This is a genomic window from Streptosporangium sp. NPDC004379 (assembly GCF_042873875.1).
Lineage (GTDB): Bacteria > Actinomycetota > Actinomycetes > Streptosporangiales > Streptosporangiaceae > Streptosporangium.
In genome coordinates, this window is the sequence record NZ_JBIAMC010000004.1 from 481,511 (window position 1) to 496,676 (window position 15,166).

Below are 15,166 nucleotides of genomic sequence, written 5' to 3' on the forward strand. Positions count from 1 at the left end.
GACTGCCCGGCCGGATCATCCCCCGCATCGGGACTGAACCGTGAGCGCCCGGTCTCACCCGACGGGTGCGCCGAACCACCTGGACAGCCGGGCGGACAGCTCCTCCTGGTCCTCGCCGACCCACGCCACGTGCCCGTCCGGTCGCAGCAGCGCCGCGGGCACGTCCGGCTCCTCACCGTCGTCGATGACGTGGTCGACCCGGTCCGCCCACCCGGCGACCGAGAGCCGGCCGGTGCGGTCGAGCAGCAGTCCGCGGCCGCCGCGCATCAGCTCGTAGAGACGCCCTTGCTTCAGCTCCACGTCCCGCAGCCGGCGGCCGAGCAGCTCGTGGCCCTCGCCGAAGTCGTAGCGGACCCCGATCGCGGTGATCTTCTCGATCATGCGCCGGTTCACCTCCTCGAAGTCCATCAGCTCCGACAGCAGCCGGCGCAGTGCCTGGGGCCCCGGCTCGGTGGACATCAGTACGGCCTGCGCGCGGGTGTTCTCCAGCACGTCGGCGGCGACCGGGTGCCGTTCGGCGTGGTAGCTGTCCAGCAGGTCTTCCGGCGCCCAGCCGTTGACCTGGGCGGCCAGTTTCCAGCCGAGGTTGAACGCGTCCTGGATGCCGAGGTTGAGCCCCTGCCCGCCCATCGGGGGGTGGACGTGCGCCGCGTCGCCGGCCAGCAGCACCCGGCCGACCCGGTAGCGCTCGGCCAGCCGGGTGGCGTCGCCGAACCGGGAGAGCCAGCGCGGCGAGTGCGCGCCGAAGTCGGTGCCGGCGAAGGCCCGCAGCTGCCGCTTGAACTCCTCCAGGGTCGGCGGGACCGTACGGTCCTCGGCCACCTTCTCGGCGGGCACGATGACGCGGTACACCCCGCTGTCCTTGAGGAACCCGGCGCCGAACCGCAGCTGGGTCTTGCGGACCTCCGCCGTGACGGCGGCGATGGTCTCCGGATCCTCGGTCAGCTCCATCTCGCCCAGCAGCGTCTCGTTCTCGGAGGGCTCGCCGGGGAAGCCGACGCCGAGCAGTCTGCGCACTGTGCTGCGGCCGCCGTCGCAGCCGACGAGGTAGCGCGAGCGCAGCCGCGTGCCGTCGGCCAGTTCGGCGGTCACCCCGTCCTCGTCCTGGCTCAGCCCGACCAGCTCGCAGCCGCGCCGGATCTCGACGCCGACCTCGGCGGCGCGCTCGGTCAGCAGGCGTTCGGTGACGGGCTGCGGGATGCCGAGGATGTACGAGTGCGCGGTGTCCAGCCCATCCGGCCACTCTTTGGTGATCCCGGCGAAGTAGCCGCCGATCCTGAACTGCTTGCCGTGCGCGAGGAACCGCTCCAGCAGGCCGCGCTGGTCCATCACCTCGATGCTGCGCACATGGAGACCGAGCGCGCGGACGTACTTCGCCGGTTCCGGCTCCTTCTCCACCACGACCACGCGTACACCGTGCAGCCGCAACTCGGCGGCCAGCATCAGACCGGTCGGTCCACCGCCGGCGATGATCACATCGATCACGAAATCCCCCATTCGAAGTCGCATCTCAGCCAGTCGCTCCGCACGGTCCGGAGGTACGCGCACCGGAGCCCCGCGACCGCGGCGTCGGTTCCACCGCCGGTCCGGCATGCCGCGTGACCCGGAGGCCGGCAGGAGCACACGTACTCGGTGGGCCCTGTTTCCGCGGGTCATGGCTTCGGACGGAGATTCTGCGGCATGACCCGGGTCTTGCCGCAAGCCCCCCGCTGAGCTATAAGTTGAAAGTGGAAGGGAGTGTTCGACCTCCCTTCCTTTTTCGTCCTCGGTGACGGACGGCCTCCTCCTTCGACGGTGTCGGTTTCGGCCTGTTCCGCTCCGCGTGCCGCCGAGGCGGGCCGTCGCGCAGGATAGAAATGGTCTTATGATCACCTGTGTCGTCGAGTACGTCATCGACCCCCGGAAGATCGACGCGTTCGAGCGTTTCGGTCGCCGCTGGATCGAGCTGGTCAATCTCCACGGCGGCACGCACCACGGCTACTTCCTGCCGTCGGAGGGCGCCAGCGACAAGGCCCTCGCCCTGTTCAGCTTCCCCAGTCTCGCCGCGTACGAGGAGTACCGGGGTCTCTTCGGCGTCCACCCCGACTTCGTCGAGGCGGACCGGATCAGGGACGAGAGCGGGTGCGTGCTCCGCTACGAACGCACCTTCATGCGACCGCTGCTCCCCGAGTGAGCTCCTGCGGCCGGGGCCGTCTCCGTCCGGAACGGCCGGTCAGTGCCTCATCCAGATCCACCCGGCGCTGTCCTCGTCGAAGGAGGGGTTCCCGCCGACCGCGGTCAACCGGCCGCTCCCGGGGACCCGGGCCATGTCGATGACCTCAGGGTCGTTGTTCTCCCAGGGCGCCTTCTCGTACGTCCACGACGGGCCGTCGAAGTGGAGCAGGATGCGATGCCGTCTCGGCCGGGCCATTACAGCCATCTTCCGGTGAGATCAGACGAGCGGCGGGGCTTTCCTGATCGGCCCTCGCGAGAAACAGCCGCCTGCCAGGAGTGAAGCCGAGTACGATCCCCTGGCAAGCCTCGTTCGCGACCCACACGGGGCCGTGGGTCCGCGGCGGCCGGACGGCGAGTGTCCTTCCACCTCCCTCTCGTCTCCACGTGTCCCATGGCGAGGCGCCCTGTCCGATGATGGGCCGATCGGCGATGATGACAACAGGCACAGTGATGAGAGGAGGCGCGCGACATGGACGACGTCAGGACTCGAACAGGCCTGCTGAACCAGAGCGACGCCGCTCGCTTCCTCGACATTCGGCAACGGACCTTCAACCGCTGGGCCCGAGGTTACGAGCGAGGGCGTCCGCTTCTGCACATTCTTCCTTCCGGGGGCTCGCGGCAGGCGACGGTGCCGTTCGTCGCCATGGCCGAGGCGTATGTGCTGGATGCCCTCAAACGGGCCGGCGTGAAGCCGAACAGGATCAGGCCCGCGCTTCAGCGACTTCAGCGGGAGTTCGGTCACGAGTACGTCCTGCTCGCCCCCGAGCTGGCGACGGATGGCATCGACGTGCTGTGGGACTTCTCGCGTACGAAGGCCGGTGCGGGGCTCATCGAGGCTCGGACGGGTCAGCACGTCATCAGGGAGATCGTCACCGACTACCTGGACTATGTGGTCCGCGCGGAGGACGGGTTCCCGGCGAGCCTGCGGCTGCGGAGCTGTCTTCCGTCGAACGTGGTGATCGATCCGCTCCGGGCGTTCGGGCAGCCGATGTTCGCGGAGACGCGCACGCGGGTCTCCGAGGTGGCGGCGATGATGAAGGCCGGAGAGGAGCCAGAGGTGATTGCCGATGAGCTCGGAGTCACCCTCGACGACGTCAGGACCGCCACCCGCATCCTCCTGGGCCACGCCGCCTGAGTTCTACCTCGACGAGAACAGCGTCAGTCGCAGCGTCCGTAAGCTGCTGGCCGGGCTGGGCTATCCGGTTCACACTCCCGCGGAACTGTTCGGCTCGCGTGATGAGGCGCTCGGTGCTCCCGATGAGCGCTGGTTGCCTCTGGTCGGGCAGCGAGGCTGGTTGGTGATCGCGTGTGACATCCGTATCTTTGAGCGCCCGCACGAATACGAGGCGTATCTCAGGGCCAGGGTCGCGGTATTCCTTCTGTCCGGCGAGTCGAGGATCGAGAAGCGTAAGGAGTTGATCGCCCGCAATCTGTCAGGAATGTGTAGTGAAGCCAGCCAGCGGCGCTCCGGCGTATGGCGGCTGACCGTGAATGGGCTGGTCCCTTACGCGGCTCCAGCCGCGAAGAGGAAGCGAGCGCAGCGCTCGAAGAACATCGGATGCGCTCCATACAGCGACATGATCGTCATGGCGGTCGAAAAGGTTCAGCCGCCGGAACGCTGCTCTTCCTCGCCGCACACCGGGGGACTCCGGTCTGATGGGTCGTCAGTGCCGCAGAGCTGAGGGCGGGACCTTCTCCGGGACGGAACGGAGCTCGTCCTCGAGTGCTTCGAGGAGCGCCCTGGCCGCCTGGCGGAGCCGTACCCGGCGGGCGGTGAGGTCCTCGGCGAACCGCCGGGCCGTCGGCCCCACCCACACGGGCTGCCCGGTGAACTGCCCGTGCGCCGGATCGAGTGCCGCCTCCAGGATGGCGACCCGCGCCCTGACCTCGGTCAGCGCCTGCTCCAGCACCTGGCGCCGCGGGTTGGGCACCAGATCCCCGGTTTGAGGATTCATACATCCCCTTTGTGGATCGTGGACACGGCGGCGGCCTCATTGGACATTATTGGATCTACGGCACATCGGCCAGCCCCGGAGGAATCAATGGCGTTTTCTGTACGGCGCGGCGTCGCGGTGTGCGCGGTGACGGTGCTGGTGACGGTTTCGGGGTGCGGGGAGAGCGGGCCTACGGCGGCGGAGGCGGGGGAGACACTCAAGAACCACATCACGGAGTTGATGAAGGAACGCCATGCTTTGGACGTCAAAATCACTGATTCGGGTGGGCGCGATATTCCCTGTGGTGAGGAAAAAGCGAAGAGGACGTTCGCTGCCATTGGCAGGGATCCGGTGGAGAGGACGGGGTCAGATATGCTCAACGACCTTTTGCTGGGGGCTCTATCCCGGGTCGCCTCCTATCGCATTGTCGAAGACCATGGTGATGCCCCCATCCGCCTCGCCAACGATAAGTACAAGACCATGATCATCCTGGAGTCCCCGGGTAGCGGACAGTACGGGGTGCGAGGCGAAACAGAGTGCCTTCCAACCTCATGAATCAGCCGTCGAAGGCAAGAGCGCGTTCCCGGCCCCGTTTGTTGCGGCTCTCGAACGCGTCCGCATACCGGCTGGACAACTGACCCAACGAAGATTCGTCCTTGCTTCCCATGCCGTTGGCGACGGCCCACTTCTCGAACGCCTCCAGCCCCTTGTTCCCCTGCTTCATCAGGTCCTCGAACGGTCTCAGTTCCCCGTCCCTGTCCGCGATCGCCACCCCCGGCGGGCACTGCGCCTGGTACTCGCCCGGTGTCACCTTCGGTGTGAAGCCGTTCGCCATCAGGATCTGCGCGTAGGTGTGCTGGCGGCCGAGGGTGTCGATGGCGTCCTGCTTGTCGGCCTTATCGACCCGGGTCTCGTCCTCGTCGCCGAAGGCGCCGTCGGCGGCGAACGTGGTGCTCAGGGCCAGCCAGGCGAAGTCGGCGGTCAGAGTGGGCGCGGCGAAGATGCTCGTCGTCCCGATGGCGGTGTCGCGGATGAACCCAACCAGGTCGTCCCGCTGCTTGTCGATCGTGTCGAGGTTGCCCTGGACCTTCTCGACGGCCGCCAGTTCGAAGCCGCGCACGTTGCCCAGGGTGGTGAACACCCGGTCCAGGTGCTCGACGTCCCCGGTCTTCCGGGTCTTCGCCGAGGCGTCGGCGATCACCTTCTGGGAGAACCGTCCCATGCCCTCGTCGAACGGTTTGAGGTTCTCCGGGGAGTCGGCGAAGAGCTTGAGGAAGCGGTGGGTGTCCTTCGGGCTCAGTGTGAAGGCGGACTTCAGGCCGAAGACCGAGGTCGAGGGCTTCAGCGCGCTGGGCTCCGCCATGTTCGCGTCGCCGATGTTCGCGCCCTCGGTGATCTCGGTGGGGTACGCGCCGGCGATCTCGGCCAGGTGGACGCGGGCTCCGTCACCGAGCTTGAGATCGTCGAGCATCGTCATCACGGTGTAGGCGAACGCCGCCGACTCCTGGCTGTGCCTGCCGTCCTCCTCGTCGTAGGCGCCCGAGGCGGCGGCCAGCATGCGTCCGAAGGCGTCGGCTCTGTCCTCTCCACCGGCGTACAGGCCGCCGGCGCGCTCGTTCAGTGACTTCAGGAACGTCTTGAGCTTCGTCTGGTCCTTTCCGTACGGCCCGGTCACCGCCGCGACGGCCTGCCGCGCCGCGGCCGGGTTGTTGCCCAGGGCGTAGAGGAACCCGGTGTTGATCTTCTTGGGGTCGGCGAAGCCGTGATTCAGCACCACGTCCCGGAGCCACTCGGCGGGAAACTTCCCCGCGCTCAGTATCAGGCCCGCTCCGGCCCCGGCGGCGGTGCTGCGGATCTCCTCTTTGATCTTCGCGAAGCCCGGGACGCGTGATCCTCCGGTGACCGCGGTGCCGAATGCCTGACTCACCGTCCGGAGCACCTCGTCGTCGGGGCGGGGAGGGCCGGCGGGCGCCTGGAAGTCGGCGGTGTCCAGGTTCTCCCGCAGCAGGGCGGGCAGCCGTACGGTGCCCTCCGTGCCGAGAGCGGCGAAGAACGCGGCGGTGTAGTCGGCGTCGTCCTTGTGGTCGGCCAGTTCCTTGACGGCCTTCATGTACGCGTTGGAGGAGGGGTTGCCGAACGAGAAGAAACTTCGCGGCTCGATGGCCAGGAAGCGCTTGCCCAGCGCCGTCCCCTGCTTCTGTGCCTCCGCGGGGGAGAGGATCTTCCCCTCGTCGTAGCCGACCAGTTTGGAGCCGGGCGTCCGCGCGCCGGGCAGCCAGGGGGCGAAGGCGTCGCTCGCCTTGATGGTCTCGTTGCGCTTGCGCAGCTTCGGCAGTTCGTCGTCGATCCAGCCGCCGATCTCCCTGATCGGCTGGAGGCCGGCGGCGGGTACCTGCGCCGTGACGAGGAGCCGGTGGATCCGTTCGGACTGCTCGCCGATGACGTCCCGGCCGCGTTCCAGCGCGGTGACGAAGCCCTCCATCAGCTCGGGGTCGATTCCGGTGAAGTCCGGTGACAGGGGCCCCGTTCCGGACGCCATCGGCCCTCCCGCTCATCCCTTTATTTCGGATTTTTCACCTTAACTCGATAAAGGTGGGCTGAGGGTGAATGATGCGAACTCACTGCCCGCCGGGCGGCTTCCTTTCCCGAATCGCCCCGCCGCGAGTCGTGAGAGAGCACCCTGGAGAGCGGGATCGGACACCATCCGTGAATGACGACCATGGGGATCGCACATGAGGTTCCGTCGCTACAGACGACCGTCGGCTCGCGTCTCGCCGCCCGGACGTTCTCCCGCGCGATGGCTCGTGGTCCTGCTGGGGCTGGGGGTGGTCGTGGCGGCGCTCACCGCGGCCGGCGGGCCGTACCGGCAGACCCGGGAGTTCCGCGAGGTCGTGGCGTGCGAGGAGAGGGGCGGCGCCTGTTTCGCCAGGGAGCCGGTCTCCATCGTCGGCCGGCGCACCTACACCACGACGACGACGCGCACCAACGGCGACGGCACCACGAGTACGGACACGACCACCCACTTCGAGGTCACCTGGCGGCGGGCCGGAGGCTCCCGGCAGAGCCGCGACGTGTCGCCGGGCCTCTACGAGAAGGCGAAGGAGGGACAGCCGGCCACGCTGCGTCTCTGGCGCGGGCAGGTCGTCGGCGTGGACGCGTCGGGCGAGACGGCGCGGTTCGCGCCGGAGGCGAGCGGAACGCTCGGCAACTGGCTGATCCTGGCCTTTTTCGGCCTCGGGATCCTGCTGTGGGGGCTGCTGTTCGGCTGGTGGGACGGGTTCTTCATGCTCTTCTGGCGCGCCTTCGTCTGGACGTTCATGAGCATCGTGCCGGTGCAGATGGCGACGGGCGTCCTGGCCTACGGCATGGACACCGGGGTCGCCCTGGTCGTCGACATCGTGGTGTGCGCCCTCTTCGTCGGCGTTCCCGCCTGGATGCTGCTCGGTTCCCTCGACAGATGGTGATGCCCCGGCCTCGGAGATCCTGTCGTTTAGGGCCGCCGTCCGGCTGGTGGGACGGGTTCCTCGTGCCCGGCCTCCGGATGCCTGCCCGAGGGTTCATGAGCCTTCCGCCGGTCCGCGGCCTCGTGCCGCGCCCCGGAGACGAGCCGCACGCGAGGGCGAAGGTCCTCCGACCCCCGCCCGGCGGACGCCGGACGCGATCTTGATCGCTATCGGCGCAGCCTCTTCAATTGGGGAGGGCATACGGCCGTGTTCCACCGGAGAGGGAGACGATGCTGAGGTTCCAGGTTCTCGGTTCGTTACGGGTACTCGCCGGTCAGAAGGTGATCCCCGTCAACGCGCCCAAGCAGCGTGCGCTTCTCGCCCTCCTGCTCAGCAGGTCGAACCAGGTGGTGTCGGCCGACCGGTTGATCGACGAGTTGTGGGGCGAAGAGCCGCCGGTCTCCGCCCGGCAGACCCTGCAGTCGCTCGTCTCGCGGCTCAGATGTTCGCTGGCCGAGCCGGGAGCGCTGGTGGGCCGGTCGGCCGGGTACGAGCTGAGGCTGACCGACCCCGCCGCGTTCGATATGCGAATCTTCGACGACGCGGTGACCAGCGTCCGCGCGGGGACCGGTGAGGACCTCGCGGAGCGGGTGGAACGGGCGCTGGGTCTGTGGCGCGGCCCCGCCTTCGGCGACGTCCCGGCGACGCCGGCCATCTCGGCGGAGGTCGCCAGGCTGGAGGAGGCACGTCTGCAACTGCGGGAGCTGCGCGCCGATCTCCGGCTCGCCGCCGGCGCCTATGAGGAGGTCGTCACCGGTCACCGTGCCCTGCTGGCCGAGCAACCGCTGCGTGAACGCCTGTGGGAGCAGCTCATGCTCGCCCTCTACCGCGGCGGACGCCGTAGCGAGGCGTTGAAGGCGTACGCGCAGATCAGTGGTCTGCTGGACACCGAGATCGGCGTCGGGCCCGGTGCCGGGCTGCGACGACTGCATGCTCACATCCTCACCGGTGACGTGCCGGGGCAGGAGGGAGACCCGGAGCCCGAGGCCGTTCGAGAGCCCGTACCCGAGGCTGTCCGCGGACCCGCGCCTGAGGCCGTCCGTGAGCCCGTCGCCGTCCTGCCCGGCCAGTTGCCGCCGGACCCGGTCTGCTTCGTGGGCAGGCAGGAACGGCTCGCGGCGGCGCACGAGGCGCTGCGGTTGTCCGGGAGCCGTGACAGGGCCGCGATGGTCGTCGTCTCCGGCATGGCGGGGATCGGGAAGACGGCCTTCGCGCTGCGCCTGGCCCACAGTCTGCGCCACGGCTTTCCCGACGGGCAGCTCTTCGTGGACCTGCACGCCGCCGGGGCCGAGCCCCTCGAACCGGAGGAGGTGCTGTTGCGTTTCCTGCGCTCGGTGGGCGTTTCCGGACAGGACATCCCGGCCGGGGCCGAGGAACGCGCGGCGATGTACCGCAGTGTGCTGGCCGGACGCCGCATGCTGGTGGTGCTCGACAATGCCGCCGCCGAGCCGCAGGTGGAACCGCTGCTGCCGGGCGGCCACGCCTGCGCGGTGCTGGTGACCAGCCGCAGGAGGCTGTCGGGGCTGGTGGGCGCGCACCACGTGGAGCTGGGCCTGCTCACCGAGGAGGAGTCGGTCGAGTTGCTGACCTCCGCCGTCGAGCTGGAACGTACGACTGAGACATGGCGGGCCGTACGCCGGCTCGCCGCCCTGTGCGGTCACCACCCGCTGTCGCTGCGCATCTGCGCGACCCGGTTGTCGGCCAAGCCCCACTGGACCGCCGCCACCCTGGCCGACCGGCTGGCCGACGAGCGCAACAGGCTCGCCGAGCTGGAGTACCGTTCCACCGACGTGCGCGCCAGCTTCAACCTGAGCTACCAGGCGCTTCCGCCGGGCACCCGGCGGCTGTTCCGCCTGCTGGGGCTGTTGCGGGTGTCCGACTTCGCCGCCTGGCTGGCCGCTCCGTTGCTGGACGTGCCCGTGCGCGAGGCCGAGGAGCACGTCGAACTGCTCGTGGAGAACCAGCTTCTGCAGGTCGCGGGCCGCGACAGGATGGGCGCCCTGCGCTACCGCTTCCACGACCTGATCCACCTCTACAGCAGGGAACTGGCCGCCTCCCAGATCGCGCCGGGGGAGCGCGCGGCGGCCCTGTCGCGGGTGCTGGGCGCGTGGCTGGCACTGGCCGACCAGGCCCACGAGGCCGCCTACGGGGCGAACTTCCTGCTCAACCACGGCGAGTTCCCCCGCTGGCCGTTGGAGCCCGCCTACCGCGATCGGCTGCTGGCCGACCCCTGGGCCTGGTGGGGAGCCGAGCGCGGCAACCTCGTCGCCGTCATCACGCAGGCGGCGGACGAGGGTTTCCACGAGGCGTGCTGGGATCTGGCCGTCACCGGGACGACGCTGTTCGGCACCTACGGCCACCTGGACGACTGGCAGCTCACCCACGAGGCCGCCCTGACCGCCACGACGGACGGGGGGAACCGCCGCGGCGCGGCCATCGTGCTCAGCCACCTGGGTGCGCTGCGCATCTACCAGCGGCGTTATGAGGACGCGCTCTCCTGTCTGTCGGAGGCCATGGCGGAGCTGACCGAGCTGGGAGACGGGCGGGCGCAGGCGTTGTGCCGCATCGGCATGGGCATCGCGGAACGCGGGCGCGGAGACCTTCCCACGACGCTGCGGCACTTCCGTGCCGCCTGTGACCTGATCAGCGGCACCGGTGACCATCTGGCGGAGGCGCACGTGCTGCTGCAGACCGGGCAGACCCAGCTCATGCTGGGCGCGACGGCCCAGGCGGCCAAGGTCCTGCGGTGGGCCCTGGAAATCGCCGGCCGGGTCGGCAGCGGGCCGGTCGAGGGCTACGTGCACTACTGGCTGGGCATGGCGCAGCTGCACGCGTGCGACCACGCGGCGGCCACCTGGTCGCTCTCCGCCTCGGCCGGCCTGCTGGCGCCCACCGGGGACGTACGCGCCGAGGTGTCGGCGCTGCAGGGGCTGGCCCGCGGCCACCTGATGGTGGGCGAGCGGGACAAGGCGCGTCACGCGCTGCGCCGGGCCGCCGCCAGGGCGCGGGAGATACCCCACAGCGGCCGGGCCGCCCGCACCCTCGCGGAGATCGCCGCGCAGCTGTCCGCGCACGGCGACCACGGCCACGCCGCCGAGGTGGCGCGCTGGGCGGTCGACCGGCGCCGGGTCGTCGGCGACGGCGCGCCGGAGGCGGACCTCCCGGCGCGCCACGCCGGCGATTCGGACGGTCACTCGCACAGGTGGGCGCTGCCCGGGTTGGCTCCCGCGCCGGCGGGCGCCGACAGGCCCCAGGGGTTGCCGACCTGACCGGAGCCGGTGCAGTCGCCGTACGGGCTGTCCAGCAGGCCGCCGGTGCGCGGCAGCCGGCTGAACATCCTGAAGTCCCCCCGCATGACCGGCGAGCGGCTCCCCGACCGGTTTCCGTCCAGGTCGATGGCCTGGCCGTTGTGGTAGAGGTACTGGTCGGGCATGAAGCTGGAGCGCAGCACCGGAGCGGCGCCGTTCCGCCGCACGCTGCCGTCCGCGCAGACCTTGAAGTCGAGCTGCTGCCAGATCGGCGGCGCGTTGTTGAAGATCGACCCGTCCAGCTTGGTGACCCCGCCGTCGGCGAAGAAGGCGTTGTTGATCTCGATGACCACCTGGGCGACCTCACCCGGGAGACGGGTGTCGGTGGACACCCTGACCTGCCAGGTGGCGGCTTCGAGGGAGGGGTTCGACGCGCCCAGCATCGGGCGGTAGCCGATCATGCCGCCCGAGACCGACTCGGCCGCCACGCAGGCGCCGCCGTCCACGAGCGCGGCCGCCTTGCGTACGGGCAGCAGGGCCCGTCCCGGCAGGACGCCGGTGGTGTTGGGGCGGGCGGTCCTGATCCTTCCGTCGTGCTCGTTGAGGTCCGCGGTGCTGTAGGTCAGGTCGGGAGGGCTGATCCCGTAGTCGTCCTCCAACGCCCGGATGGTGTTCATCACGAACCGCGGCAGGACCGTGTTACCGGTGCGGTCGTCGTAGTCGGCGTACTGGCTGCCGTCCACGATCAGGCCGTCGCCGGTCCTGACGAAGGAGACGGTGGCCTTCGCCCTGGTCTTGTAGCTGTCGTCCTCCGTGTCGAACCAGGACGGCTTGGACGAGCCGGTGGGCCGGTCGTCGTAGGGGTTGGAGAAGTGGATCCAGTTCGTGATGCCCTTGCCCGGCGGATGCTGGTCCGGGGACGTACCCGCCTCTCTGACCTGCTGGTTCCACTCCTGCATGGCCGCCTTGATCTTCGGCATGGCGCAGCCGCGATCGGGTTTCGAGGTGCAGGTGGGCAGCGCCGCCACGTCGCCCGAGATCTTCAGCCCCCAGTCGTGGAGCGCGTCGCGGTTCTTGAGCGGCGTGTTCATCATCCAGGTGCTGAGGGTGTCGCTGTCGATGTCCTGGTCCTCGTCGAACAACGCGACGGCCTCGACGGTGTGCTCGGCGTAGGTGCCCTGGACGGGCCGGACGGCGACGGCGTCGAAGACGACGGTCTCGTCCCCGCTCGCGTCGCCGACCTTCGTGCTCAGCCTGATCCTGGGCACGCCGTCGAACATGAACGCGCCGAGCGATTTCCACTGGTTGCCGCCCACGCGCTGGGAGACGGTGCGTTTCCGCACGCCGTGCGCGGTCTCGATCTCGTACGTGGCCTCGTGGGTGTAGCCGTAGTGGTCCGGCAGGTGGACGAGGATCTGCGCGGGCTGGCTGATCGACCTGCCGAGCGTCCAGGTGCCCTCGACCGCCATCGACGGGCGTCCCGGGTCCCGGGTGTGGCCGAAGTAGTAGTGGCCCGCGTAACCGCCGTCGATCTGGTGCAGGTCGATCTTCGACGGGTACATGCCCTGGCCGTCCTGGGCGAAGGTGAGGCCGAACGTGCCCTGGCTTCCTCCGGTGGTGCCGCAGCGGGGCGTCGGTGTGCCGCCGGGCAGGTCGTCGATCACCAGGGAGCCGGGCGGCAGTCCGCCCGTGCCGCACGTGGGCGGGTAGGCGGTGCCGTTGCCCTGGTAGGGGTAGCCGGGGTCGAAGCGCAGAACCTCGTTGCCGCAGCTGTAGCCGCAGTCGCTCTTCCAGGTCGCGGGCTGGTGGAACCAGCAGCGCAGGTCGCCCCGGCCGCACGGCCCGGCGGGCTCGCCGAGGTCGTTGGGGAACCTCTCGCCCGGGTGGCACTCGTTGGAGTCGTTGCAGAACAGTGTGAGCGGCGGCTTGACGTTGCGCCGGTTCACGATGGAGCCGGTGTCGGTGCCGTTCCACCAGGCGGGCCGGAAACCCACCACGTACGTGCCGGGTGACTCCAGCGCTTCGAGGGGGTGGCCGGCCCAGCCCAGCACCTTCTCGGGGTAGGGCCACTGCTGCGGCACCTTGGCGTCGGAGTAACCGGACTCGAGGAAGGGCGCGCGGTCGGCGGGGTAGCGGGGGTTGATCGGGTTGTTGGCCCAGCCGACGCCCCAGAAGCCGCCGCCCGTGTCGGGGTAGAAACCGCTGTTGTAGGCCCACAGGGCGAAGAACCAGTTCTCCAGCTTCGCCGGGTCACCGTTGTTGATCTTCATGCCGTTGTTCATGGTGGCGTTCCACTTGTCCTCCAGGATGCGAACGCCGGCGGCGATGTTGACGTTGAAGTCCAGCGCGACCGCCCGCTGCACGCGGTACGGCAGCGCCGTCTCGTGCTCCTTCTCCCGGCCGGCCAGGCGCATCCCGTCGGTCACCTGCGTGACGCCGTAACCGCAGTCCGCCTCGCTCCACCACACGTCCCAGTCGTCGGAGGGGGTGGCGTTGTAGATCTGCAGTCCGTAGAAGTTGCCGATGAGCGGGTTGCCGCTCTCCCCGGGCACCACCAGGCGGCTGGCCTGCCACATGTTGGACTCCTGCGCGGTCACGCCCAGCATCACCTGGGCCGGGATGAAACCGCCGGTGACCAGCCCGTGCCTGGGGAACAGCGTCTGCGGCGAGCCCATGCCGTGGTCGTCCAGCAGCGCGCCGCGCACGGCCTGGTCGACGGCCCATTCGACCTGGCGCGGCTTGGGCTGCAACGCCTGGCTGGCCGGGTCGTTGCGGGGCACCGAGCAGCTCCGCTCGGCCTCCACCGGATCGTGGGGAGACCCGGTGGAAGCCGCCGTGAGCGATGTGCCGGTGTCCGGCGCGAGGGCGGGACTGAGCGCGCGGCCCGAGCCGGCCTCGGCGCTCATCGCGCGGTCGGTGGCGGCGGTGAGGTCCAGGTTCCGGCCGGTGGCGGTGAGCCGCATCGAGACGTTCACCGGGCGGGCCGCCGCCGGCGCGGCCACGGGGGCGCGGGGATCGGCGGCGCCCGCCCAGTCCACGGCGGTCAGCGCGGCCCTGCCGTACGTGCTGGGCTGCGCGTTCGCGGGTACGGCGAGCCTGGTCACCGTGGGGGGAAGGGGAGCGGCGCCGGTGAGCTCTCCGGTCACGAACACCCGGCCGCCGGCGCCGGAGGCGATGCCGACGGAGCCCAGCCGGCCCCTGCCCAGGTCCTTCACCTCCGACGCCCTGAGCGGGCGCGGCCGGCTCGGGATCGCGGCGTGGCGGACGACGGCCTCGTCCGCGGTGTGGTCCATGAACACCACGCCGCCGTCGGCGTCGGCCCGGAGCCGCATGGGCACGTCGCGCGTCCGCAGCAGCGGCACCCGCTCGCCGCCGTCGCGTACCAGGACCAATCGCCTGCCGTCGGCCGCCACCACCCCGCCCTCGACCGGGACGGGTGAGGTCACCTGACCCTTCAGTTCGATCGCCGCGCCGACACGGCCGGCGGCGGCGTCGACCCGCAGCAGCCGGGTCCTGCCGCGGGTGGCCGCCTGGTCCTCCACGCCCTCCTGGGCGAGTACGGCGCTCTCCCCGGCTCCGCAGCCGGGATTGAAGTAGGCCAGCGAGGTCCGCGCGGCCAGCTTGCGGACCGCCCCGGTCTCCAGGTCGACCACGGCGGTGAAGCCCCCGCGCGCCGACAGGTTCTCCTTGTTGGTGAACGTCCTGGGCGCGTAGACCACGACGATCCTGCGCCCCGAGCCGGTCAGGCAGGCGTTGCCGATCCACTGGTCGGCCTCGAAGCCCGGCTCCGACAGCGTGGCCACGGTTCGCCAGGCGTAGCCGTCCCTCTCCCCGGCGACCAGGACGTGGAGGCCGTCACCGTCGCCGGAGGTCGTCCAGGCCAGGTCCGCCGACCGCCGCCAGCCGCCGCCCAGCAGCGCGTCCCGCCGGTCCTCCGCCAGCGCGGCCGGTCGGTCCGCGGGACGCGCGGGCGCGGCCAGGTCCTGCTGGGCGGCCGGCGGCGCGGGCTGAGGAGCGGCCTTCGCCGGAGGGATCGCGGACAACGACATGACCAATCCCGCGGCCAGCGCGAAAGCACTCGCGCGACGCCATGAAATCAACAACCCACTCCTCCGGCAATGCATTTGAACGGTTTTTCGTGGAATGCGCCAGAGTGAAGAGTAGGCCCCCTCCTTGCGTGTGGCTTGCGCCGCGCTTGCGCCGCGCATGCGCGCGTTTCCGGATGAATTTCCGGTGGCCCCGGAAAGGCGGCCGCCTGCGATGACGG

At 70.0% G+C, this 15,166-nt stretch carries 11 protein-coding genes; 6 read left to right on the forward strand and 5 right to left on the reverse strand.

Features of this window, described 5'->3' with window-relative positions:
- Nucleotides 1-54 precede the first annotated feature (54 nt).
- The gene (gene rox, locus ACFYSC_RS12040) at nt 55-1,485 is read right to left on the reverse strand and encodes a rifampin monooxygenase (protein ID WP_389960196.1); all 1,431 of its coding nucleotides are present in this window, start codon (nt 1,483-1,485) and stop codon (nt 55-57) included.
- A 379-nt stretch (nt 1,486-1,864) separates the two neighbouring features.
- On the opposite strand from rox, the gene ACFYSC_RS12045 reads away from it, so the two are divergent.
- A complete protein-coding gene (locus ACFYSC_RS12045; protein ID WP_179824508.1) occupies nt 1,865-2,173 on the forward strand; it encodes an NIPSNAP family protein in 309 nt (102 codons plus the stop codon).
- A 39-nt stretch (nt 2,174-2,212) separates the two neighbouring features.
- Here the strand turns inward: ACFYSC_RS12045 and ACFYSC_RS12050 are convergent, their stop codons facing one another.
- Nucleotides 2,213-2,410 carry a hypothetical protein gene (locus ACFYSC_RS12050; RefSeq protein ID WP_389960198.1) on the reverse strand — a complete coding sequence of 66 codons (198 nt, stop codon included), beginning with the start codon at nt 2,408-2,410 and terminating at the stop codon, nt 2,213-2,215.
- A gap of 273 nt (nt 2,411-2,683) precedes the next feature.
- Here ACFYSC_RS12050 and ACFYSC_RS12055 point away from each other — a divergent pair, with 273 nt between their 5' ends.
- The gene (locus tag ACFYSC_RS12055; RefSeq protein ID WP_362932277.1) at nt 2,684-3,349 is read left to right on the forward strand and encodes a DUF433 domain-containing protein; all 666 of its coding nucleotides are present in this window, start codon (nt 2,684-2,686) and stop codon (nt 3,347-3,349) included.
- Nucleotides 3,282-3,896 carry a hypothetical protein gene (locus ACFYSC_RS12060; RefSeq protein WP_389960201.1) on the forward strand — a complete coding sequence of 205 codons (615 nt, stop codon included), beginning with the start codon at nt 3,282-3,284 and terminating at the stop codon, nt 3,894-3,896. The genes ACFYSC_RS12055 and ACFYSC_RS12060 overlap by 68 nt, the downstream gene beginning before the upstream one ends.
- On the opposite strand, the gene ACFYSC_RS12065 is transcribed toward ACFYSC_RS12060, so the two are convergent.
- Nucleotides 3,879-4,169, reverse strand: coding sequence for a hypothetical protein (locus tag ACFYSC_RS12065; protein WP_389960203.1), 291 nt, complete (start codon nt 4,167-4,169; stop codon nt 3,879-3,881). The genes ACFYSC_RS12060 and ACFYSC_RS12065 overlap by 18 nt on opposite strands.
- A 126-nt stretch (nt 4,170-4,295) precedes the next feature.
- On the opposite strand from ACFYSC_RS12065, the gene ACFYSC_RS12070 reads away from it, so the two are divergent.
- Entirely contained in the window at nt 4,296-4,703 is a 408-nt protein-coding gene (locus tag ACFYSC_RS12070) for a hypothetical protein (protein WP_389960205.1), read from the forward strand.
- A gap of 1 nt (nt 4,704) precedes the next feature.
- Here ACFYSC_RS12070 and ACFYSC_RS12075 read toward each other — a convergent pair whose 3' ends face one another.
- Nucleotides 4,705-6,687, reverse strand: a complete 1,983-nt coding sequence (locus ACFYSC_RS12075; protein ID WP_389960207.1) for a DUF6571 family protein — start codon at nt 6,685-6,687, stop codon at nt 4,705-4,707.
- Between the two features lie 193 nt (nt 6,688-6,880).
- Between ACFYSC_RS12075 and ACFYSC_RS12080 the strand changes: the two genes are divergently transcribed.
- Nucleotides 6,881-7,612: a hypothetical protein gene (locus ACFYSC_RS12080; RefSeq protein WP_389960209.1), complete on the forward strand. Its 732-nt coding sequence runs from the start codon at nt 6,881-6,883 to the stop codon at nt 7,610-7,612.
- A 269-nt stretch (nt 7,613-7,881) separates the two neighbouring features.
- A complete protein-coding gene (locus ACFYSC_RS12085) occupies nt 7,882-10,920 on the forward strand; it encodes a BTAD domain-containing putative transcriptional regulator (protein ID WP_389960211.1) in 3,039 nt (1,012 codons plus the stop codon).
- Here ACFYSC_RS12085 and ACFYSC_RS12090 read toward each other — a convergent pair.
- Nucleotides 10,842-14,948, reverse strand: coding sequence for a hypothetical protein (locus ACFYSC_RS12090; RefSeq protein ID WP_389960213.1), 4,107 nt, complete (start codon nt 14,946-14,948; stop codon nt 10,842-10,844). The genes ACFYSC_RS12085 and ACFYSC_RS12090 overlap by 79 nt on opposite strands.
- Nucleotides 14,949-15,166: the final 218 nt, after the last annotated feature.